The organism is Bacillus sp. ATD (assembly GCF_050585765.1).
GTDB lineage: Bacteria > Bacillota > Bacilli > Bacillales > Bacillaceae > Bacillus > Bacillus stercoris.
Genome location: NZ_JBOBQH010000010.1, coordinates 34,837 through 57,734, shown reverse-complemented (window position 1 = coordinate 57,734; position 22,898 = coordinate 34,837). Strand labels below are relative to the sequence as shown.

Annotated in this window: 21 protein-coding genes; 17 read left to right on the top strand and 4 right to left on the bottom strand. The window is 45.8% G+C overall.

What is annotated here, in order from left to right:
* The first annotated feature begins 51 nt into the window (after positions 1–51).
* Positions 52–747: a zinc ABC transporter ATP-binding protein ZnuC gene (gene znuC, locus ACQXR1_RS18970; RefSeq protein ID WP_014475714.1), complete on the top strand. Its 696-nt coding sequence runs from the start codon at positions 52–54 to the stop codon at positions 745–747.
* Complete coding sequence (znuB, locus tag ACQXR1_RS18965) at positions 705–1,547, top strand: zinc ABC transporter permease ZnuB (protein WP_430772676.1); 843 nt, start codon at positions 705–707, stop codon at positions 1,545–1,547. The genes znuC and znuB overlap by 43 nt, the downstream gene beginning before the upstream one ends.
* Positions 1,548–1,583: 36 nt before the next feature.
* Here znuB and ACQXR1_RS18960 read toward each other — a convergent pair whose 3' ends face one another.
* Positions 1,584–2,579: an LLM class flavin-dependent oxidoreductase gene (locus tag ACQXR1_RS18960; protein WP_430772675.1), complete on the bottom strand. Its 996-nt coding sequence runs from the start codon at positions 2,577–2,579 to the stop codon at positions 1,584–1,586.
* Positions 2,580–2,862: 283 nt separating this feature from the next.
* On the opposite strand from ACQXR1_RS18960, the gene ACQXR1_RS18955 reads away from it, so the two are divergent.
* The 7 genes from ACQXR1_RS18955 to niaP all read left to right on the top strand — a co-directional run bounded on the left by ACQXR1_RS18955 (position 2,863) and on the right by niaP (position 9,631).
* Positions 2,863–3,462 carry a TerD family protein gene (locus ACQXR1_RS18955; protein ID WP_014662676.1) on the top strand — a complete coding sequence of 200 codons (600 nt, stop codon included), beginning with the start codon at positions 2,863–2,865 and terminating at the stop codon, positions 3,460–3,462.
* A 21-nt stretch (positions 3,463–3,483) separates the two neighbouring features.
* Positions 3,484–4,065 carry a TerD family protein gene (locus ACQXR1_RS18950; protein WP_014475718.1) on the top strand — a complete coding sequence of 194 codons (582 nt, stop codon included), beginning with the start codon at positions 3,484–3,486 and terminating at the stop codon, positions 4,063–4,065.
* Between the two features lie 34 nt (positions 4,066–4,099).
* Complete coding sequence (locus tag ACQXR1_RS18945; RefSeq protein WP_003241242.1) at positions 4,100–4,678, top strand: TerD family protein; 579 nt, start codon at positions 4,100–4,102, stop codon at positions 4,676–4,678.
* A gap of 51 nt (positions 4,679–4,729) precedes the next feature.
* The gene (locus ACQXR1_RS18940) at positions 4,730–5,503 is read left to right on the top strand and encodes a TerC family protein (RefSeq protein WP_014662678.1); all 774 of its coding nucleotides are present in this window, start codon (positions 4,730–4,732) and stop codon (positions 5,501–5,503) included.
* Between the two features lie 83 nt (positions 5,504–5,586).
* Entirely contained in the window at positions 5,587–7,200 is a 1,614-nt protein-coding gene (locus tag ACQXR1_RS18935) for a YceG family protein (protein WP_430772674.1), read from the top strand.
* Positions 7,201–7,215: 15 nt separating this feature from the next.
* Positions 7,216–8,307 (top strand): toxic anion resistance protein, encoded by a 1,092-nt coding sequence (locus ACQXR1_RS18930; protein ID WP_430772673.1) that lies wholly within the window; start codon positions 7,216–7,218, stop codon positions 8,305–8,307.
* Positions 8,308–8,428: 121 nt separating this feature from the next.
* The gene (niaP, locus tag ACQXR1_RS18925) at positions 8,429–9,631 is read left to right on the top strand and encodes a niacin permease NiaP (RefSeq protein ID WP_430772672.1); all 1,203 of its coding nucleotides are present in this window, start codon (positions 8,429–8,431) and stop codon (positions 9,629–9,631) included.
* Positions 9,632–9,660: 29 nt separating this feature from the next.
* On the opposite strand, the gene ACQXR1_RS18920 is transcribed toward niaP, so the two are convergent.
* Positions 9,661–10,833, bottom strand: coding sequence for an MFS transporter (locus ACQXR1_RS18920; protein ID WP_430772671.1), 1,173 nt, complete (start codon positions 10,831–10,833; stop codon positions 9,661–9,663).
* Positions 10,834–10,901: 68 nt separating this feature from the next.
* Entirely contained in the window at positions 10,902–11,204 is a 303-nt protein-coding gene (locus tag ACQXR1_RS18915) for an ArsR/SmtB family transcription factor (RefSeq protein ID WP_268555828.1), read from the bottom strand.
* Positions 11,205–11,493: 289 nt separating this feature from the next.
* Here ACQXR1_RS18915 and opuAA point away from each other — a divergent pair, with 289 nt between their 5' ends.
* From opuAA to opuAC, 3 genes are read left to right on the top strand one after another with little or no spacing between them, the layout of a single operon-like run.
* Complete coding sequence (gene opuAA / locus ACQXR1_RS18910) at positions 11,494–12,750, top strand: glycine/proline betaine ABC transporter ATP-binding protein OpuAA (protein ID WP_014662684.1); 1,257 nt, start codon at positions 11,494–11,496, stop codon at positions 12,748–12,750.
* A gap of 1 nt (position 12,751) precedes the next feature.
* Positions 12,752–13,600, top strand: a complete 849-nt coding sequence (gene opuAB / locus ACQXR1_RS18905; RefSeq protein ID WP_069839795.1) for a glycine/proline betaine ABC transporter permease subunit OpuAB — start codon at positions 12,752–12,754, stop codon at positions 13,598–13,600.
* Complete coding sequence (gene opuAC / locus ACQXR1_RS18900; protein WP_095431210.1) at positions 13,600–14,481, top strand: glycine/proline betaine ABC transporter substrate-binding protein OpuAC; 882 nt, start codon at positions 13,600–13,602, stop codon at positions 14,479–14,481. The genes opuAB and opuAC overlap by 1 nt, the downstream gene beginning before the upstream one ends.
* A 39-nt stretch (positions 14,482–14,520) precedes the next feature.
* Here the strand turns inward: opuAC and ACQXR1_RS18895 are convergent, their stop codons facing one another.
* Positions 14,521–15,672 carry a M20 peptidase aminoacylase family protein gene (locus tag ACQXR1_RS18895; protein WP_430772670.1) on the bottom strand — a complete coding sequence of 384 codons (1,152 nt, stop codon included), beginning with the start codon at positions 15,670–15,672 and terminating at the stop codon, positions 14,521–14,523.
* A gap of 149 nt (positions 15,673–15,821) precedes the next feature.
* Between ACQXR1_RS18895 and ACQXR1_RS18890 the strand changes: the two genes are divergently transcribed.
* From ACQXR1_RS18890 to ACQXR1_RS18870, 5 genes are all read left to right on the top strand, one after another.
* Positions 15,822–17,255 (top strand): YfcC family protein, encoded by a 1,434-nt coding sequence (locus ACQXR1_RS18890; RefSeq protein WP_430772669.1) that lies wholly within the window; start codon positions 15,822–15,824, stop codon positions 17,253–17,255.
* A gap of 114 nt (positions 17,256–17,369) precedes the next feature.
* A complete protein-coding gene (locus ACQXR1_RS18885) occupies positions 17,370–17,861 on the top strand; it encodes a DUF6773 family protein (RefSeq protein ID WP_069839799.1) in 492 nt (163 codons plus the stop codon).
* A gap of 235 nt (positions 17,862–18,096) precedes the next feature.
* Positions 18,097–20,076 carry an alpha-amylase gene (gene amyE, locus ACQXR1_RS18880; protein ID WP_430772668.1) on the top strand — a complete coding sequence of 660 codons (1,980 nt, stop codon included), beginning with the start codon at positions 18,097–18,099 and terminating at the stop codon, positions 20,074–20,076.
* Between the two features lie 175 nt (positions 20,077–20,251).
* Complete coding sequence (locus ACQXR1_RS18875) at positions 20,252–21,217, top strand: L-lactate dehydrogenase (protein WP_069839801.1); 966 nt, start codon at positions 20,252–20,254, stop codon at positions 21,215–21,217.
* 31 nt (positions 21,218–21,248) lie between these two features.
* Positions 21,249–22,874 (top strand): L-lactate permease, encoded by a 1,626-nt coding sequence (locus ACQXR1_RS18870; protein ID WP_338709351.1) that lies wholly within the window; start codon positions 21,249–21,251, stop codon positions 22,872–22,874.
* Positions 22,875–22,898: the final 24 nt, after the last annotated feature.

The following is a 22,898-nucleotide window of genomic DNA, read 5'->3' as shown; positions in this document are numbered from 1 at the left end:
GTGTGCGCCGAAGGGGTGCACACTATTTCTTTGTGAGAAAGGAAGATTAACATGAATCTCGTCTCATTGAAAGATATCGTATTCGGCTATTCCCATACGCCTGTTTTAGATAAAGTATCACTTGATATTGAAAGCGGTGAGTTCGTCGGCATCACTGGACCAAACGGCGCCTCTAAATCGACGCTCATAAAAGTAATGCTCGGCATGCTGAAACCGTGGGAAGGCACAGTGACGATCAGTAAAAGAAATACAGAAGGGAAACGCCTGACCATTGGGTACGTCCCGCAGCAAATTTCTTCATTTAACGCCGGCTTTCCGAGCACGGTGCTGGAGCTTGTTCAGTCAGGCCGATACACAAAAGGGAAATGGTTTAAACGTTTAAATGAAGAAGATCATCTAGAAGTAGAAAAAGCACTGAAAATGGTGGAAATGTGGGAGCTCCGCCATCGCAAAATCGGTGATTTATCAGGCGGACAGAAGCAGAAAATCTGTATCGCCAGAATGCTCGCCAGCAACCCGGATCTCCTTATGCTGGACGAACCGACAACAGCTGTTGACTACGACAGCAGAAAAGGATTTTACGAATTTATGCATCACCTCGTGAAAAATCACAACCGCACAGTTGTGATGGTTACTCACGAACAAAACGAAGTACAGCAATTTTTAGATAAAGTGATTCGGTTAGAGAGAGGAGAAAAAGGCGGATGGAAATGTTTGACTTGGAATTCATGCGACGAGCTTTTCTAGCAGGCGGCATGATTGCCATCATGGCTCCGATACTGGGAGTGTATCTCGTTCTCAGAAGACAGGCCTTAATGGCTGACACACTTTCACATATCTCGTTGTCAGGTGTGGCCATCGGCTTTTTTCTCAGCACCAATATTACCGCAGCGAGCATAGTCGTCGTGACCATCGGCGCGATCGGAATTGAATACATGCGGCGGGCGTATCGGACTTATTCAGAAGTGTCCATTGCCATCTTAATGGCAGCCGGTTTGTCCTTCGCGATGTTTTTAATCAGCCTTTCCAAAGGCACAGCCAATATGAGCATCGATCAATACCTATTTGGATCGCTTGTGACAGTCAACCAGCAGCAGGTCTATATTATCGGTATTATCACACTGCTGATCCTGCTTTACTTTATCGTATTGAGAAGGCCGCTCTACCTGCTGACGTTTGATGAAGCAACAGCCAAAACATCGGGAATCAATACAAACGTTCTCTCGTTGTCATTCAGTATTGTCACAGGTCTTGCGATTTCAGTCATTATACCGATCATCGGGGTCCTTCTTGTATCAGCCCTGCTCGTATTGCCGGCTGCATTCGCCATTAGAATTGCAAAAGGCTTTAACCTGGTCTTCATTACAGCCATAATCATTTCGTTATTCAGCGTATTTGCGGGACTGACATCATCCTATCAGCTCGGGACGCCGCCAGGGCCGTCTATTACCCTGCTATTGATCGTTCTGCTTTTGCTCGGATTTGCAGTTCAGGGGGTTTGGATGTTTATCAAAAAAGAAGCGCAGCGCAAAAAAGGGCGCCAATAACAAAAAAAGCAGTTTCCCCAGGGGAAACTGCTTTTTTTATAGAAACAATCCGGCAAGGCGCTCATACGATTCTTTTTTCGCCTCAAAATCAAACACATTGCACAGAGCCATGATTTCATTTGTTTCATAGCAGTCTATGAGGTCTAACAGCTGCTGTTTGACAGTGCTTGGAGAACCGACTACCATCCGCTTTCTGTTTTCTGCAATGAGTTTTTTATCGGACTCCGTGTAGGGATGCGCTTTCGCTTCCTCGATGCTCGGCACGCGGCTGTCCAAGCCTTTTCCGACGCGAAGAAGCCATAAATCCTGGCTTAATGCGAGTTCCTCTGCCTCTTCATCTGATTTTGCGCAAATGACAAAAATCGTAAAAAGGGCGGCCGGATTTGAGAAATGGGCTGAGGGCCTAAAGCTTTCTCGGTAGATGCGGAACGCATTTTCTCCTCGTTCTGGATTAATGAAATGCCCAAATACATATCCAATCCCCTGGTGCGCTGCACGTCTTGCACTGTTTTCGCCAAGACCGAGCACCCATAGCTCTGGTGCAGTATCAATCAGGGGCGCCGCTTTGATTCCGGCATACGGATGGTCGGGAGGAAGGGAATCTGTGAGAAAATAAGAGACATCCTGCAGCTGTCTGTTAAATTCGGTTAAGCTTCTTTTCACCCCGTCTGTTAGCGCAAGCCGGGTTTTTGTCGTGCCTCCGGGGGAACGGCCGACGCCAAGGTCAATCCGGTTTGGATACAGGGCCTCAAGCTGGCGAAAGGTTTCAGCCACTTTAAACGGACTGTATTGGGGCAGGAGCACGCCGCCTGATCCGACACGAATCGTGTTTGTCTGTGCTGCGATGCGGGCGATCATGATTTCAGGCGCTGTGCTTGCCAGTCCTTTCGTGCTGTGGTGCTCGGCAAACCAATAACGCTTATAGCCCCACTGTTCGCTTAATTGAGCAAGCTCAACCGAATGCTGAAGAGTTGTCACAGGGCTTTCTCCTTTAGAAACAGGTGCCTGATCAAGTATGCTTACATGAATCAAATGGCCGCTTCCTTTCTGTCTGTTTTTACAATGTGACACAAGAATAGGCAAAATGACTCGCTCACGTCAAATGGTTTGTTTAAGAAGTGCATTTTATAGCATTTGCAAATCATATATCAAATATGGAAGTTTTTTTTCGAGGTTTTTCGTCAATTATTCTTAACTTTTACGAAACTTTGATATAATAACAAACGTATATATTAGTAATTTACGGCTTATTTTCCTTGTGAGCGTAAAAATAAATGTGACTATCTTCACATTTTGATGAGTAGGAGTGAATCGTGTGGCAATTTCTTTAGAAAAAGGTCAACGAATTGATTTAACAAAAGGAAAAGCCGGTCTGTCAAAATTGATGGTCGGTCTCGGCTGGGACCCAGTGTCCTCAGGCGGAGGATTCTTCAGCAAACTGCTTGGCGGAGGCGGTCCGAATATCGACTGTGACGCTTCAGTGCTGATGTTGGAAAACGGAAAATTCACCGAAAAGAAAAATCTGATTTATTTCGGCAACCTGAAAAGCCGCTGCGGCGGTGTACAGCATACAGGCGACAACCTGACGGGTGACGGTGCGGGCGATGACGAGCAAATTATGATAGATTTAGATAAAGTGCCTGGAAACATCGATAAGCTTGTATTTGTAGTGAACATTTACGATTGTGTCAGAAGAAAACAAGATTTCGGCATGATTCAAAATGCGTTTATTCGCGTAGTTGATCAATCTAATCATGAAGAAATGCTCAAATACAATTTGAGAGACAATTATGCCGGCAGAACAAGCCTGATTACAGCAGAAATCTACCGCAGCGGCAGTGAGTGGAAGTTTGCGGCGATTGGTGAAGGCACGAACGATACGAGATTAGAAGATATTATCAGCCGATACGTATAAAAGAAAAGGAGTGGATGAAACATGACAATTTCATTGGCAAAAGGACAAAAAGTAGATTTAACAAAAACAAATCCGGGTCTTTCAAAGGTTGTTGTCGGTTTAGGCTGGGATACGAACAAGTATGACGGCGGACACGACTTTGATCTTGACTCAAGTGTGTTTCTGTTAGACGCCGCAGGCAAATGCGCGTCACCAAACGACTTTATTTTCTACAACCAGCTTGAAGGCGGCAACGGTTCAGTCGTTCATTCAGGCGACAACCTGACTGGTGCTGGCGAAGGCGACGATGAGAATGTAAAAGTAAATCTCAGCGCTGTACCGGCAAACATTGATAAAATCTCCTTTGTTATCACCATTCACGAAGCAGAAGCCCGCAGCCAAAACTTTGGACAAGTATCAAACGCGTTTGTCCGCATCGTAAATGAAGAAACAAATGAAGAGCTCATCCGTTACGATCTTGCAGAAGATTTCTCTATTGAAACGGCAATCATTGCAGGGGAGCTTTACAGACATAACGGCGAGTGGAAATTCTCCGCAATCGGCTCAGGCTACCAAGGCGGCCTTGCCCGCATTGCAACAGACTACGGTTTGCAAGTCGGTTAAGACAAATACGAAGAGCAGAAAGGAGAGAGGCAGTATGGCCATTCAATTATCAAAAGGACAGCGCATTGATTTAACGAAAACAAATCCGGGACTGACAAAAGCGGTGATCGGTTTAGGCTGGGATACAAACAAGTACTCCGGCGGACACGATTTTGACCTGGATGCTTCGGCCTTTTTAGTTGATGCGCATGATAACTGCGTAAATGATCTCGATTTCGTCTTCTATAATAACCTTGAACACCCGAGCGGCGGTGTCATCCATACGGGTGACAACCGCACGGGTGAAGGCGACGGAGATGATGAGCAGATTATCGTGGATTTCTCAAAAATTCCTGCTCACATTGAGAAAATCGGCATCACAGTGACCATCCACGATGCTGAAGCACGCAGCCAAAACTTTGGACAAGTTTCCAATGCGTTTGTGCGTGTTGTGGACGAAGAGACGCAGAATGAGCTTCTTCGCTTCGATTTGGGAGAAGACTTCTCCATAGAAACAGCTGTTGTCGTTTGTGAGCTGTACAGACACGGCGGCGAGTGGAAATTCAATGCGATCGGCAGCGGTTTTTCCGGCGGGCTGGCTGCATTGTGCCGGAATTACGGTTTGCAAGTGTAAACGAGTGACAAATAGAGAAGTCACCGTTTCAAATTAATAGGAGGAAAAAACTTGGACTTTTTACATCATATCATGTCTACGTATGCTTCATTTTTCGATTGGAAAATGTGGGGGGAAGTTCTGACTGATCCTGTTTCCTGGGGTCTGATCGGTTCCCTTGTTGTTCTGGAAGGCCTTTTATCGGCCGATAACGCGCTTGTTCTTGCGGTCATGGTCAAACACCTGCCGGAAAAACAGCGTAAAAAAGCGTTAACGTATGGTTTGTTTGGAGCTTATATTTTCCGGTTTATTTTCATCGGGCTCGGTATGCTCCTCATTAAATTCTGGTGGATCAAGGTGCTTGGCGCGCTTTACCTGGCTTGGCTCGTCATTAAGCACTTCTGGATAGGCGAAAAAGAAGAAGAAGCGGACGGCATGAAGAAAAACTCTTGGATGGTCCGCACGTTCGGGATCTTCTGGGCGACTGTCGTTTCAGTAGAATTAATGGATCTTGCCTTCTCTGTGGACAGCATCCTGGCCGCGTTTGCGGTATCTGAAAAAGTATGGGTGCTTCTGATCGGCGGTATGCTTGGTATTTTAATGATGCGTACAGTGGCAAAAGTGTTCCTTGTGCTGATTGATAAAATTCCTGAGCTGGAAAACACAGCATTCGTGTTAATCGGCATTATCGCGCTCAAAATGGCGGGGAGCGCTTTCCATTACGAAATGCCGCACTCTGTATTCTTCATCATCATTATCGCTGCATTTGCGGTAACATTGATCATTCACTACATCAACAAACAAAAGCAGGTGCGCGAACAAACAGCCGCTTCAAAAGAAGAATAAAACAAAACAAGGAGGGAGGTTCAATGTCCTTCCTTTTTTGTTACCGAAATATCGTTCAATGACAAACCGGAAAGGAGGATATGATGAGACAAGAAGAAGTAATCATTCATAAAGCACTTCCGGCTGAGGGGGATTGGAAAAGCCTGCTGTTTCAGCCATTGCCGGAGCGTGATCACTATGAAACAGCACAGGGCCTTTCGTTTTCCCGCCTTGCCGGACAGATATTAGGCACGCCTATTGATGAGACAGACTACTATAACGAGCTGTATGAGCTGTCTGTAAATGACCGCATGACTATTTTGAGTGAAACGCTTGATAAAACAATCGAACCGGAAACATTTCAAAAGCTTCAGCATATTCATTCCATCAATCAGAAAGAAAAAGGGCTGTCAGTCAGCCGCTTTGTTGCCTTTCTGGACGGGGAAAAGCTGATTGCGAAGCACTCAAATCCCTTGATGCACCGCCATTTAAGAAAAGCGCTGATGACGCTTTTACATACCTTTGCGGACAGTCATGAGAAGGGGCTGAATCATCCTGATTTTCGCAGAGTGCTGCTTGATGTCTCGAAGTTTTCTTTAAATCACCTGAATCCGTGGCTGGAAAAAACCGATATAGAGCGTGAGATGCCAAAGGTTGTTTGGTATGGAGATGCGACGAAAAGCCAGCTCTATTTCTTATATTATCTGATGCTGGTCGGCTGTGATGTTCTGCTGTTCCATCCGGCGGGAACCGATCAGCTGGCGCTTGTCGATCCAAAGCAGGAGCTCAGTTTTACGGAAAAGCTCCCGGATGTTTCGGAGCTTCAGCCGTTTCCGAAAGAAAAACCAGACCGTAAATCAACAGTGGCTTACCGCTCAACAAAAGAAATTGAACATGTGCTGAATCACGAGGAGTCCATGCTGTACAAGCCATGGCAGTTCAGAGATCACACACCGGTGTCCGTTACGCTGAAAACGACCTATGATGAACTGTTTTTAATCACGAAAGAACGCGCCTTTATTCGGCCGAATTTCAAAGCAGATAAACACTCCATTGAAATTCCGAATGTATTCGCCAAAATTATGGGCGTGTCGAAAGACAATAAGGAATATTGGAACAGGCTTCATACTCTAGCGGATTATCAGGAAACAGAAATGGTCAGAAGCTTTCCATTTACAGAAGAAATAAAGTCGAACTATCAATTTCACTACAGCCACGCACTTGATCAAGAAGGGAATATTGATCCGGACAAGCTGATGGCAAGCAATGTGTGGCAGTACAAACAGCTGCCGGCGGGCGTTCAGACCGCCATTGCCAAAACGATTTCGAGAATGTGCAGGCATCCTCGGCTTAAGGCTTTGCATCAGGAACAAGTCAAGGATGTTCAAATCTATTTGTTTAAACAAACGACAAACCTGCCTGCTAATCTGCTGAAATTAATTCAAATGTTTGACTATGCGCAAACCGTTCCGAAACTCGTTTTATATCATACGGAAATGAGCGGCGGACTCACGCGTTCGGATGCTGCCGCCCTGCTGTTCCTGAATGAAATCGGAATCGATATCATCATTTATAATCCGCCCGGACACCAAGATATTGAGCAGTTTATTGAAGACGATCAGTATGATATCCACTGGCTGGACGACATGGTGTTCCAGCAGGACTACAAAGAGCCTTCGCTTGTGAAAAGGCTCTTCAGAAACATTACCCAAAAATAAGGAGAGAAGAAAAGCATGACAACAGAAAATCAAAATCCGCTTGTTCTCGATAAAAATGAAGAGATTTCCCAGCAAAAAGCTGACGATATCCGTCTTCAGCTCCGTCAGGAACCAGAGGTAAAGCGGCTTGCTCAACAAATTGACGTCAAAAACCAAATGGAGCTGCTTGAGTACGGCAAGGAGCCGGCCGTTGAAATTTCCAAGTTCTCTGACCGCATCTTGGGGATGATGAAAACAACAAGTGTGACAGACTCTGGCACAATGCTGACCCAGCTTGGAAAAATCATGGACCGCTTCGACAAAAATGATTTTGATGAGCCTAAGGGATTAATGGCGAAAATTTTCAAACGCGGCGGCAGCATGATTGAAAAAATCTTTAAAAAGTATCAGACACTTGGCGGAGAGATTGAAAAAATCAACGTTGAGATTTCGAAATACAAAGATGAGATGACGAAGACGAACTACACGCTCGATGAAATGTATGAAAACAATATTAAATACTATATGGAGCTTGAAAAATACGTCGTTGCCGGACAGATGAAACTGGAAGAGATGCAGTCGATCCTTCCTTCATATGAGGAAAAAGCGGCAAGCGGAAACCAGCTGGCGCAAATGCAGCTTGATACGTTGCGCAACGGCATTCAGGCGCTTGAGGAACGGGTGTATGATCTGGATATGGCACGGATGGTGGCTCTTCAAACCGCACCACAAATCCGTCTCCTGCAGCGCGGAAACGCAAAGCTGATCGGGAAAATCAACTCCGCGTTTATCACTACCATTCCGATTTTCAAAAACGGCATTATTCAGGCTGTTACGGTGAAACGCCAAAAGCTTGTGGCTGATTCTATGAGCGAGCTTGACCGCCGGACAAACGAGATGCTGAAACGAAATGCTGAAAACATCTCGAGCCAAAGTGTTGAAATTGCCAGAATGGCCGGCAGACCGAGCATAGATATTGAAACGATCGAATCGTCTTGGAACACGATTGTCAGCGGCATGCAGGAAACAAAACAAATCGAAGAAGAAAACAAACGCCTCCGCGAAGACGGCGCGAGACGAATTGCCCAGCTTCAGGATAATATTAAAAAAGCAGCATTACAGCAATAATCAGAACCCCGCTTGTGGAACATAAGCGGGGTTTTTCATTTACATCATTTAGTTAATGACAATGTGTAAAGACAGGTGTAAACTTAAACGGTAATCATTTTGCATATCAGAGGTGTTGGCAATGGGAAAACAACAGCCTATATCCCAGCGTAAACTGCTGGGCGTCGCCGGTTTGGGGTGGCTGTTTGATGCAATGGATGTCGGAATATTATCGTTTATTATCGCCGCGCTTCATGTAGAGTGGAATCTGTCGCCCGAGGAAATGAAATGGATCGGAAGCGTCAATTCCATCGGCATGGCTGCGGGAGCGTTTTTGTTTGGTCTGCTGGCTGATCGAATCGGCCGCAAAAAAGTATTTATTATCACCCTTCTATGCTTTTCCATCGGAAGCGGCATTTCCGCTTTTGTGACGAGCTTATCGGCATTTCTAATCCTTCGTTTCGTGATCGGCATGGGACTTGGCGGAGAGCTTCCAGTCGCTTCGACACTCGTTTCGGAAGCGGTTGTGCCTGAAAAGCGGGGCAGAGTGATTGTGCTTCTGGAGAGCTTTTGGGCCGTGGGCTGGCTCGCAGCGGCCTTGATTTCTTACTTTGTGATACCAAGCTTCGGCTGGCAGGCTGCCCTGCTGTTAACCGCACTGACTGCTTTTTATGCGTTATACCTGCGGACGGGTCTGCCTGATTCACCAAAATATGAATCGCTTTCTGCCAAAAAGAAATCTGTGTGGGAGAATGTAAAAAGCGTCTGGGCAAGACAGTATATACGGCCGACCGTAATGCTGTCGATCGTTTGGTTCTGTGTGGTGTTTTCTTATTACGGCATGTTCCTATGGCTCCCGAGTGTCATGCTGCTGAAAGGCTTCAGCATGATTCAAAGCTTTGAATATGTCCTGCTGATGACGCTTGCTCAGCTACCGGGCTATTTCTCTGCCGCATGGCTGATTGAAAAAGCGGGCCGGAAGTGGATACTCGTCATTTACCTGATTGGTACAGCAGGAAGCGCCTATTTCTTCGGAACGGCTGATTCTTTAGGCCTTCTGCTTACGGCTGGAATGCTGTTATCGTTTTTCAATCTCGGTGCGTGGGGCGTGCTGTATGCGTATACCCCGGAGCAATATCCGACTGCGATTCGCGCAACAGGTTCAGGAACGACGGCGGCATTTGGAAGAATCGGCGGCATCTTCGGGCCTTTGCTCGTTGGAACGCTCGCAGCCCGTCATATTTCGTTTTCGGTCATCTTTTCAATCTTTTGCATTGCCATCTTACTCGCGGTTGCTTGTATTTTAATTATGGGGAAAGAGACGAAACAAACTGAGCTGGAATAGGAAAAGCACCTCTGGAATGAGGTGCTTTTTTACAATTGCGTCCGGGCTGCGGATTGGCGTTTCCCGGTTTTACTGATTGTCTGGTAGAGCGTCATAGAAAGTATGAACAGAATGGCAGTAAATCCTGTGACAGCTCCGAAATGCTGTGTGCTTTGATATAAAAAACCTGCAATACCTGTGCCGACAGTGGTTCCTGCATACATAGCGGCATTGGAAAGGGAAGCGATGGTTCCTCGCGCGTTTGGTGAAATGGATTGAGAGACACCCATCATTAACGGAAAGATAATGCCAGCTGTAAAGAACGTGAGAAAAAAGCTCGTTTCAACTAAAAATAAGTTAGGAAAGAAAGGAAGAGCGAAATAGAGAGCGCCCATCAGCAGCATCCCGCCGATCAATGTCTTAAACATGCCAAGCTTTGCTGAAATCCGGCTGCCGATAAGGCTTCCAAGCATATTTCCCAGTCCGAGTACAAGCATAGCGGCTCCAATTTGTGACACGGTTAAATGATAATCCGCGGAAAGCCAAGTGCCGAGAAAGCTGAATGAAGCGAAGTTTCCGGTTTGAAAGAGAAAATAGGCAAGCAGAATGACCGATGTTTTCGGCAGTGAAAACAGCTCCCGATATGGGTTGATTATTGATGGGCGCGCCAATGGTTCAGAAGGGCGGATATCAGGCATAACCACCGCCAGAATCAATAGAAGAATAATCGAGCACGCTGACAAAGCGAAAAATGGCGTATGCCATGTAAAGGAAGCGAAAAACCCTCCGATCGGCAGTCCGAGCATTTGTGAAGCGGCCAATCCTGCTGTCGCAATACCCATGCTTTTTATGATCTGAGAAGGCTTAACAATAATTGGGATGGACGCCCAAATTTGAGGCGTCACAAACGCAGCGCTAACGCCTGCGGCAAAACGGAACAGGCACATGGCGGCAAAAGAGGGAGCGATGCCGCATAAAAACGTGGATACGATAAAGCCCGCAAGCCCCCACAGCATGACTGTTTTCCTGTTCAAACGGTCTGAGATTGGGCCCGCAATGAAAGCGAAGAGCGCATAACCGAGTGCATAAGCACTGACCATCCAGCCTGACAAATCAGTAGAGACATGAAACTGCTCCTGTAAAAGCGGGAGAAGCGGGGAAAGCAAAAAGGTATCTGTGCCAATGACAAACATGACACTGAAGAAAAGCCAAATACGATTCAAATTTTATCACTCCTATAGTTTTATAACTTTGAAACTATGAAACAAATATGTATAGAGAAAACCCTTTGTTAGAGGGTTTCCAAAAAGCCAGGCAGGTATGTTTGAAATGTGTCTTCACGGAGACTGACATATTTTGTCCGCGAATCTTTTCGGGTTGCCGTCAATCCCGCTTCACGCAGCGTTTTAAAATGATAAGATGCCGTGGTTTTCACAATATTGCACTTTTCACCTACTTCACCGCAGCTGAGTTCTTTTCCGCTGACATAAAGCGTACGAATAATAGCAAGCCTTGATTCATCAGACAGTGCTTTAAAAATTTGCGCTCTGATTTGATCATCTGTTTGTTTCATAGTCATGAAACTATAATACATAATTGATGCTGGGAAAGCAACTTAATTTTCCAGTAAAGGAGCAGGAAGTCATAATAGGCAGGAGGAATTCAATTCCAATAAAAGCGTTTTCATCTATAGATAGGAGAAAAATCACCCGTAAAATACAATTATATAGGAGGATTACAGAGTATTTAGAAGCATAAATAAGATCATGTGGTCACATGGATGTTTATAAAGAAATGGTACAGAATAAAAGAGAATATGCTGTTTGTCTGGGAAGTTACATAAATGTTACGGTTATTAGGATTGCTTAATATGGAGGGAAAATATGAGTGTAGATGAGAAACCAATTAAGATAAAAGTCGAGAAAGTCTCCAAGATTTTTGGGAAACAAACAAAAAAGGCAGTTCAAATGCTTGCCAACGGAAAGACAAAAAAAGAGATCCTGAAAGCAACCGGTTCAACCGTTGGGGTTAATCAGGCAGATTTTGAAGTATATGATGGTGAGATATTTGTCATCATGGGTCTATCAGGGAGCGGTAAATCAACTTTAGTACGGATGTTAAACCGGCTTATTGAACCGACTGCCGGAAATATTTACATTGATGGTGACATGATAACAAATATGTCTAAAGACCAGCTCCGGGAAGTCCGCCGGAAAAAAATCAGCATGGTCTTCCAAAAATTCGCTCTGTTCCCGCACAGAACGATACTTGAAAATACAGAATACGGACTGGAGCTTCAAGGTGTAGACAAACAGGAGCGCCAGCAAAAAGCGCTTGAGTCCTTAAAGCTCGTCGGACTTGAAGGATTTGAACACCAATATCCTGACCAGCTTTCCGGCGGGATGCAGCAGCGTGTCGGCCTTGCCCGCGCGTTGACAAATGATCCGGACATTCTTCTGATGGATGAAGCGTTCAGTGCGCTCGATCCACTGATTCGTAAAGATATGCAGGATGAACTTCTTGATCTTCACGATAATGTCGGAAAAACGATTATCTTTATTACGCACGACTTGGACGAAGCATTGCGGATCGGCGACAGAATTGTTCTGATGAAGGACGGCAACATCGTTCAAATCGGCACGCCTGAAGAAATCCTGATGAATCCATCTAACGAATATGTTGAGAAATTCGTCGAGGATGTTGATTTATCTAAAGTCCTCACAGCAGGCCATATTATGAAACGCGCTGAAACAGTGCGGATTGATAAAGGGCCTCGCGTGGCATTGACATTGATGAAAAACCTTGGAATTTCTTCAATTTACGCAGTGGATAAACAAAAGAAATTGTTAGGTGTTATCTATGCGTCTGATGCGAAAAAAGCGGCTGAATCTGATTTGTCACTTCAAAATATCTTGAATACAGAATTTACGACTGTACCAGAGGATACGTATTTGACAGAGATTTTTGACGTTGTTTCTGACGCGAATATTCCAATTGCGGTTGTAGATGAGAAGCAAAGAATGAAAGGGATTGTCGTAAAAGGCGCACTGATTGGCGCGCTTGCCGGCAATAACGAGTATATCAATGCTGAAGGCACTGGCGAACAAACACAAGATCCTTCTGCACAGGAGGTGAAGTAAGATGGATAGACTGCCTAGAATACCTTTAGCAGATATCATTGACCGTTTTGTTGACTGGATTACATTGACGTTTGGCGGATTCTTCGACGGAATCGCAAACGGACTTGCCGCTTTTGTAAATGGAATTGTCAGCGGACTTGGATTTATCCCATCTATTTTGTTAACGATTATTTTCGCCGCACTTGCGTGGTGGATCAGTACAAGAGGAATTGCGTTATTTACATTGATTGGATTCCTCCTGATCGATTATTTAGGATATTGGGACCCAATGCTGCAAACATTGGCGCTTGTTTTGACATCTGTGATTATTTCGATTGTGGTCGGGGTTCCGATCGGAATTTGGGCGTCCCAGAAAGAAATGGTACGGCGTATTGTAACGCCAATTCTTGATTTAATGCAGACAATGCCTGCTTTCGTATATCTATTGCCGGCGATTTTCTTCTTTAACATCGGTGTTGTGCCGGGTGTTGTTGCATCAGTTATTTTCGCGATGCCTCCGACAATCCGCATGACCGTTCTCGGTATTAAACAAGTGCCGGCGGATCTGATTGAGGCGACTGAGGCGTTCGGTTCTACAACAGCTCAGCGTTTGTTTAAAGTTCAGCTTCCGCTTGCGACAAAAACCATCCTGGCCGGAATCAACCAAAGCATCATGCTTGCGTTATCAATGGTTGTTATCGCCGCAATGGTCGGTGCGCCGGGACTTGGTTCTGAAGTATACAGCGCCGTTACACAGCTGAAAACCGGGGTCGGAGTAGAGGCGGGTATCGCCATCGTTATCGTTGCCATTACCCTGGACCGTATTACTCAAAATATTAAAGTGAAGAAGAAAAGCAGGGGGAATGCCTGATGCTTAAAAAAATCATCGGCATTGGCGTTTCCGCCATGCTGGCGCTCTCACTTGCGGCTTGCGGTTCACAACACGATGAAAATGCAACCGCAGCAGAACAGGTGAATAAGACCATCATCGGGATTGACCCCGGTTCAGGGATTATGTCCCTGACTGACAAAGCGATGAAGGATTATGACCTGAATGACTGGACATTGATTTCAGCGTCAAGTGCCGCGATGACCGCAACACTTAAAAAGTCATACGACCGTAAGAAACCGATTATCATTACAGGATGGACACCGCACTGGATGTTCTCCAGATATAAGCTGAAATATCTCGATGATCCGAAACAATCTTATGGCAGCGCGGAGGAAATCCATACGATCACACGCAAAGGCTTCAGCAAAGAGCAGCCGAATGCCGCAAAGCTTCTGAGCCAGTTTAAATGGACGCAAGACGATATGGGCGAAGTGATGATCAAAGTGGAAGAAGGCGAGAAACCTGCCAAAGTCGCAGCTGAGTATGTGAAGAAGCACAAAGATCAGATTGCGGAGTGGACAAAAGGCGTTCAAAAGGTCAAGGGGGACAAAATCAACCTTGCCTATGTGGCGTGGGACAGTGAAATTGCAAGTACAAACGTGATCGGCAAAGTCTTAGAAGACTTGGGCTATGAGGTAACACTTACTCAGGTAGAGGCCGGGCCGATGTGGACTGCAATTGCGACGGGAAGTGCGGATGCATCCCTTTCCGCATGGCTGCCGAATACCCATAAAGCATACGCCGCCAAATATAAAGGCAAATATGACGATATTGGCACCAGTATGACGGGCGTGAAAATGGGTCTTGTTGTTCCTCAATATATGAAAAACGTTAACTCAATTGAAGATTTGAAGAAGTAATGAAGAAAGCAGCCTGGGATCAGGCTGCTTTTTTTTGCGTTAAGAAGCGTTAGCGGCAGCAAGCGATTCCGCTTTCTGAAATGTTTTGAGCACGGCGTTCGCCAAAATGTGAATGCCGTTGAACATTGCATTTCTGTCAAAGGTCATGTGCGGATGATGGAGTCCCGGCTGGAGTCCGCAGCCGAGACCAAGCATTGTTGTTTTGAGGTTCGGCACTTTCACGGCGTAAAAATGGAAATCCTCGCCGCCGGTGGTGACAAGCGGGTCATCAAGCTGCTCAGCCCCGATGATTTCCGTAATGGCTTCTGCCATGATCGCTTCAGCTTCTTTGTTTTGTGTCGCTGCAGGCAGACTGTGTTCTTTTTGCAGGTCGATCTTAGCGCCGAATGCGGCGGCGGCCGCTTCACAGGCTCTTTCTGTTTCGGCAATTAACGCCTCCATGGCTTCATTGGTCTGTGCGCGCAAATCAAGGCTGAACGATGCTTTTCCCGGAATGATGTTAGAGCTTTCTCCGCCGGCTTGAAGCTTTGTCATTTTGACGGTATGCGGGATTTGCGGGTCAATATGGATGAGCCCGAGCTTATGTACAAGAAATGCCGCAATTTCAATGCTGTTTTTCCCGAGGTGCGGGCGGGCGCCATGGGCTTCCTCTCCGATAATCGTTCCCTCAATGTGCTGGCTTGATCCGTGCAGAATAGACGGGGCGCAGCGGCCGTTTTGTGTTTCCTGAATTGGGCGGACGTGAACACCATACAAATAGTCGACATCATCAAGTACGCCTTCTTCTATCATTTTCAAGGCACCGCCGCCTTTTTCTTCTGCCGGCTGAAAGATAAAACGGATTGTGCCCTTAGGAAGCTCAGGTTGTTTTCTCAGCAGCATTAATGTGCCCAATGCCATTGTCATATGTGCATCGTGTCCGCAGGAATGGTTGGCGCGAAATGTGCCGTTTACCTCCTGCCATAGCGCGTCAATATCAGCGCGCACAGCTACAACAGGTGAGCCTGAGCCGATTTCGCCGACAACCCCGGTGCAGTCTGAAAACGTGCGCGTCCGGCATCCTAACTCCTCAAGCTTTTGTTTGAGAAATGCAGTCGTCTCATATTCCTTCCAGCTGACTTCAGGGTTCGCGTGCAGATGCTCGAAGATGTCCATAATGGTTTGTTTCATGTCTTCTGAAAGCTTTTGCATGGTAAGAAATACCTCCTTCTATTAGAATGAATTTTTACCTTCTTTACTTTATTTATATTGAAACAGGAAGATAGGCTGTATATAATATAGCACATATTGAGACTTTTCAGAATAATTAATATTTTCAAACAGAGGGGATGGATCGAAATATGAGTATGCCAGCAGCCGAAACACAGCCTAAGAAAAAACGAATGACATTTAAAATGCCTGACGCCTATGTCCTCTTATTTATCATTGCTTTCATTTGCGCAATCGCTTCATATATTGTGCCGGCAGGTGAATTTGACCGCGTGACAAAGGGGGATGTCACGACTGCTGTTCCGGGAAGCTATCATTCCATTGAACAGTCACCGGTCAGCCTGATCGGTTTTTTTACTTCCCTACAGGATGGAATGGTGGGATCAGCACCAATCATCTTTCTGATTTTATTCACAGGCGGCACCATTGCCATTTTAGAAAAAACGGGTGCCATCAATGGCCTGATTTACAATGTCATCAGCAAATTCCGCACCAAGCAATTATTATTTATTTGTATTGTCGGCGCGTTGTTCTCTATTCTCGGAACAACCGGGATTGTCGTGAATTCAGTTATCGGTTTTATCCCCATCGGCCTCATTGTGGCACGATCCTTAAAATGGGACGCCGTCGCGGGAGCCGCTGTCATTTACATCGGCTGCTACGCTGGATTTAACTCCACTATACTATCACCGTCCCCGCTCGGTTTATCACAATCAATTGCGGAGCTCCCTCTTTTTTCAGGAATCGGCCTGCGAGTTGTGATTTACATTTGCTTTTTGCTGTCTTCTATTATTTATATCTATTTGTATACGAGAAAATTAAAAAAATCAAAAGATGCCAGTGTGTTAGGAACAGATTGGTTCCCTGGGGCAGGAATGGGCGAAGCCGGTAAAGAAGAAGATCAGTCAGTGTCATTTACTGTTCGCCATAAGCTGATTTTGACCGTGGCGGGACTCTCGCTGGTCGGCTTTTTATACGGCGCTTTGAAGCTTGGCTGGTCGGATTCCCAAATGGCTGCGACATTTATTTTTATTTCTGTCCTTGTCGGTTTAATAGGCGGACTTGCGGCGAACGATATTGCCAAAACCTTCATTACGGGCTGTCAAAGCCTTGTATACGGGGCGCTGATTGTCGGGATGGCACGAAGCATTTCCGTCATCCTTGAAAATGGAAAGTTACTCGATACAGTCGTCAATGCTTTGGCTTCACTGTTGGACGGTTTCAGTCCGATTGCCGGGGCAATCGGCATGTATATCGCCAGTGCGCTGCTTCATTTTCTCATCTCCTCAGGATCTGGCGAAGCCGTTGTATTTATTCCAATCCTGGCGCCGCTCGCTGATTTGATGGGAATCACGAGACAGGTTGCGGTGGAGGCGGTTATGCTTGGAGAAGGGGTCGTCAACTGTGTCAATCCAACATCCGGTGTTCTCATGGCGGTACTTGCCGCCAGCGGCATTCCGTACGTCAAGTGGCTGCGGTTTATGGTGCCGCTTGCTCTGATTTGGTTCTTGATCGGGCTTGTTTTTATTGTGATCGGCGTCATGATCAATTGGGGGCCGTTTTAACAATTGCTGCCCGCCGGCTTGTACGGCGGGCTTTTGAGTTATTCATTGCAGAAGCGCAGGCTGTTATTGTAACATGTAAGCCATAGCCATTCGTAAAAGTGCGGGAGGAAGGTCATGAATAATCTGCGTAATAGACTTTCAGGCGTGAATGGGGAAAATAAGAGAGTAAAAGAAAAAGAACAAAAAATCTGGTCGGAGATTGGGATGATAGCGGGATCGTTTGCGCTCCTTGATGTGATCATCCGCGGCATTATGTTTGAATTTCCGTTTAAAGAATGGGCTGCAAGCCTTGTGTTTTTGTTCCTCATCATCTTATATTACTGCATCAGGGCAGGAGCGTCAGGAATGCTCATGCCGAGAATAGACACCGAAGAAGAACTGCGAAAACGGGTAAAGCAGCAGCGAATAGATTCAATTGCGGTCGCCTTTGCGGTAGTGGTGCTTACGATGTACGACAGGGGGATTCCCCATACATTCTTCGCTTGGCTGAAAATGATTCTTCTTTTTATCGTCTGTAGCGGCGTTCTGTTTTTGCTTCGATATGTGATTGTGAAGTTGGCTTACAGAAGAGCGGTAAAAGAAGAAGCAAAGAAGAAATCATCTTGATGGTGGTTTCTTTTTTTGTTTATAAGAGCAAAGTCTTTTTATTTGATAGGAATATAGATTTGAATTCACTCTGCCGCGTTGCTTTGATAGAGAGGGTGTGATAAGTTCAAATGTAAGCGTTAACATAATTCTTCTCCAGTCTTCACAACAGTTGAAAGGAGGAAGCTGTAGAAAGAGTAAGAGGAATTTTTGACTCCGCAGTCAGTCTTCAAAAATCAAATAAGGAGTGTCAAAAATGTTTAAAAAACGATTCAAAACCTCTTTACTGCCGTTATTCGCTGGATTTTTGTTGCTGTTTCATATGGTTTTGGCAGGACCGGTGGCTGCAAATGCTGAAACACAGAACACATCAAATGAACTGGCAGCGCCATCGATTGAAAGTGGGACCATTCTTCATGCTTGGAATTGGTCATTCAATACGTTAAAACACAATATGAAGGACATTCATGATGCAGGATATACAGCCATTCAGACGTCTCCGATTAACCAAGTAAAGGAAGGGAACCAAGGAAATAAAAGCATGCCGAACTGGTACTGGCTCTATCAGCCGACATCGTACCAAATTGGCAACCACTACTTAGGCACTGAACAAGAATTTAAAGAAATGTGTGCAGCCGCTGAAGAATATGGCGTAAAAGTCATAGTTGACGCGGTCATCAATCATACCACCAGTGACTATGCCGCCATTTCCAATGAGATTAAGAGTATTCCAAACTGGACACACGGAAACACACAAATTAAAAACTGGTCGGATCGATGGGATGTCACGCAGAATGCATTGCTAGGGTTGTATGATTGGAATACACAGAACACTGAGGTGCAAACCTATCTGAAACGTTTCTTAGAAAGAGCATTGGATGACGGAGCAGACGGGTTCCGCTATGATGCCGCCAAGCATATAGAGCTTCCGGATGATGGGAATTACGGAAGCCAATTTTGGCCGAATATCACAAATACATCGGCGGAGTTCCAATACGGAGAAATCCTTCAGGATAGTGCTTCCAGGGATGCTGCATATGCGAATTATATGAATGTGACAGCGTCTAACTATGGGCATTCCATCAGATCCGCTTTAAAGAATCGCAATCTGAGTGTGTCGAATATCTCCCATTATGCATCTGACGTGTCTGCGGACAAGTTAGTCACATGGGTGGAGTCACATGATACGTATGCCAATGATGATGAAGAGTCCACATGGATGAGTGATGACGATATCCGTTTAGGCTGGGCAGTGATTGGTTCGCGCTCAGGAAGCACGCCTCTTTTCTTTTCCAGGCCTGAGGGCGGCGGAAATGGTGTAAGATTTCCAGGGAAAAGTCAAATAGGAGATCGCGGGAGCGCCTTATTTAAAGATCAGGCGATCACTGCGGTCAATCAATTTCACAATGAAATGGCCGGGCAGCCTGAGGAACTCTCAAATCCGAATGGGAACAATCAAATATTTATGAATCAGCGCGGCTCAAAAGGTGTTGTGCTGGCAAATGCAGGTTCCTCTTCTGTCAGCATAAATGCTTCAACGAAATTACCTGATGGCAGCTATGATAATAAAGCCGGGACCGGTTCATTTCAAGTCAGGGACGGTAAACTGACAGGCACGATCAATGCCAGATCTGTGGCTGTGCTTTATCCTGACGATATTGCAAATGCGCCTCAAGTTTTCCTTGAGAATTACAAAGCAGGCGTAACACATTCTTTCAATGATCAACTGACGATTACCCTGCGTGCAGATGCGAACACAACAAAAGCTGTTTATCAAATCAATAATGGACAAGAGACAGCGTTTAAAGATGGAGATCAATTCACAATCGGAAAAGAAGATCCATTTGGCAAAACATACACCATCATGTTAAAAGGAACGAACAGTGATGGTGTAACGAGGACCGAGGAGTACAGTTTTGTTAAAAGAGACCCAGCTTCGGCCAAAACCATCGGCTATCAAAATCCGAATCATTGGAGTCAGGTAAATGCTTATATCTATAAACAGGATGGGGGCGGGGCAATTGAATTGACCGGATCTTGGCCTGGAAAACCAATGACTAAAAATGCAGACGGAATTTACACCCTGACGCTGCCTGCGGATACGGATACAACCAACGCCAAAGTGATTTTTAATAATGGCAGCGCCCAAGTGCCTGGCCAGAATCAGCCTGGCTTTGATTACGTGCAAAATGGTTTATATAATGACTCGGGCTTAAGTGGTTCTCTTCCTTATTGAGTACAAGGCTGACGGGTTATAGTGAAAGAAACCATCATAGATGGTTTCTTTTTTGTTCATAAATCAGACAAAACTTTTCTCTTGCAAAAGTTTGTGAAGTATTGCACAATATAAATGTGAAATACTTCACAAATAAAAAGACATCAAAGAGAAACATACCCTGGAAGGATGATTAATGATGAACAAACATGTAAATAAAGTAGCTTTAATCGGAGCGGGTTTTGTTGGAAGCAGTTATGCATTTGCGTTAATTAACCAAGGGATCACAGATGAGCTTGTGGTCATTGATCTAAATAAAGAAAAAGCAATGGGCGATGTAATGGATTTAAACCACGGAAAGGCGTTTGCGCCGCAACCGGTCAAAACATCTTTCGGAACATATGAAGACTGCAAGGATGCTGATATTGTCTGCATTTGCGCCGGAGCAAACCAAAAACCTGGTGAGACACGCCTTGAATTAGTAGAAAAGAATTTAAAGATTTTCAAAGGCATTGTCGGTGAAGTCATGGCGAGCGGATTTGACGGCATTTTCTTAATCGCGACAAATCCGGTTGATATCCTGACTTACGCGACATGGAAATTCAGCGGCCTGCCAAAAGAGCGGGTGATCGGAAGCGGCACAACACTAGATTCTGCGAGATTCCGTTACATGCTGAGCGAATACTTTGGCGCAGCGCCTCAAAATGTGCACGCGCATATTATCGGAGAGCACGGCGACACTGAGCTTCCTGTTTGGAGCCACGCGAATGTCGGCGGTGTGCCGGTCAGTGAACTCGTTGAGAAAAACGATGCGTACAAACAAGAGGAGCTCGACCAAATTGTAGATGACGTGAAAAACGCAGCTTACCATATCATTGAGAAAAAAGGCGCGACTTATTATGGCGTTGCGATGAGTCTTGCCCGCATTACAAAAGCGATTCTTCATAATGAAAACAGCATATTAACTGTCAGCACATATGTGGACGGGCAATACGGTGCAGATGACGTGTACATCGGTGTTCCAGCTGTCGTGAACCGCGGAGGGATCGCTGGTATCACTGAGCTGAACTTGAATGAGAAAGAAAAAGAACAGTTCCTTCACAGCGCCGGCGTCCTTAAAAACATTTTAAAGCCTCATTTTGCAGAACAAAAAGTCAACTAATCGCAACTTTAGAGTAAAGGGCTGATTGTCAATGTGGGAGCAGTTGTATGATCCGTTTGGAAACGAGTATGTGAGCGCACTTGTGGCGCTCACTCCGATTCTCTTTTTTCTTTTGGCTTTAACTGTTTTGAAAATGAAAGGCATACTTGCGGCGTTTCTTACTCTAGCCGTCAGTTTCTTCGTCTCCGTTTTGGCATTTCACATGCCGGTTGAAAAAGCGATTTCTTCTGTTTTGCTAGGAATCGGGAGCGGGCTGTGGCCCATTGGCTACATCGTCCTGATGGCGGTATGGCTGTATAAAATCGCAGTGAAAACCGGGAAATTTACTATTATTCGGTCCAGCATTGCCGGCATTTCGCCTGACCAACGATTACAGCTATTATTAATTGGTTTTTGTTTTAACGCGTTTTTGGAAGGCGCGGCCGGTTTTGGTGTTCCGATTGCGATCAGCGCGGCGCTGCTCGTCGAACTTGGTTTTAAACCGTTAAAAGCGGCAGCGCTCTGCTTGATCGCAAACGCAGCTTCCGGAGCCTTTGGGGCAATCGGGATTCCTGTCATCACAGGGGCGCAGATTGGTGATTTGTCTGCTCTTGAGCTGTCACGGACATTGATGTGGACACTGCCGATGATCTCATTTTTCATACCGTTTCTGCTTGTATTCCTATTAGATCGAATGAAAGGAATCAAACAGACATGGCCTGCCCTTCTGGTTGTGAGCGGTGGGTATACAGCGGTTCAGACACTGACAATGGCGGTGCTCGGGCCGGAATTAGCCAACATTTTGGCGGCATTGTTCAGCATGGGCGGGCTTGCCCTCTTCCTCCGCAAATGGCAGCCGAAAGAGATTTACAGGGAGGAAGGAGCCGGCGATGCTGGTGAGCAAAAGACATACCGTGCCGCTGACATTGCGAAAGCGTGGTCACCTTTCTACATTTTAACTGCGGCGATCACCATCTGGAGCCTTCCCGCCTTCAAAGCGCTTTTCCAAGAAGGCGGACTGTTATATCAAACAACGCTCCTGTTTAAAATGCCTTTTCTGCACCAGCAAATTATGAAAATGCCGCCGATTGCGCCATCTGCCATGCCGTTAGATGCAGTCTTGAAAGTTGATTTGCTGTCAGCGACTGGTACAGCGATTTTAGCCGCAGTCATCGTGACAGGACTGTTCAGCAAACATTTCTCCTCTCGAGATGCCTTTGCTTCCTTGAAGGAGACAGGAAAAGAGCTGTGGGTGCCGATTATCACGATCTGCTTCGTGATGGGGTTTGCCAATCTGGCCAACTTCGCAGGGCTCAGCTCTTCAATTGGGTTAGCGCTGGCGAAAACGGGGGACCTGTTCCCATTTGTCAGTCCTGTTCTCGGCTGGATCGGCGTGTTCATTACCGGTTCTGTTGTCAGCAATAACGCTTTGTTTGGACATTTGCAGGTTGTCACCGGAGCGCAGATCGGTGCGGGTTCTGACTTGCTGTTGGCCGCAAATACTGCGGGCGGGGTCATGGCGAAACTTGTTTCTCCTCAATCTATCGCCATCGCTGCCGCAGCGGTCGGCCAAACAGGCAAGGAATCTAAACTGTTTAAACGGACAGTGGCGTACAGCCTGGTTCTGTTATTGGGCATATGTATATGGACGTTTATTCTTGCAAGATTAGGAGTGTAATAGAAAAAAGCAGTACATGCCCAG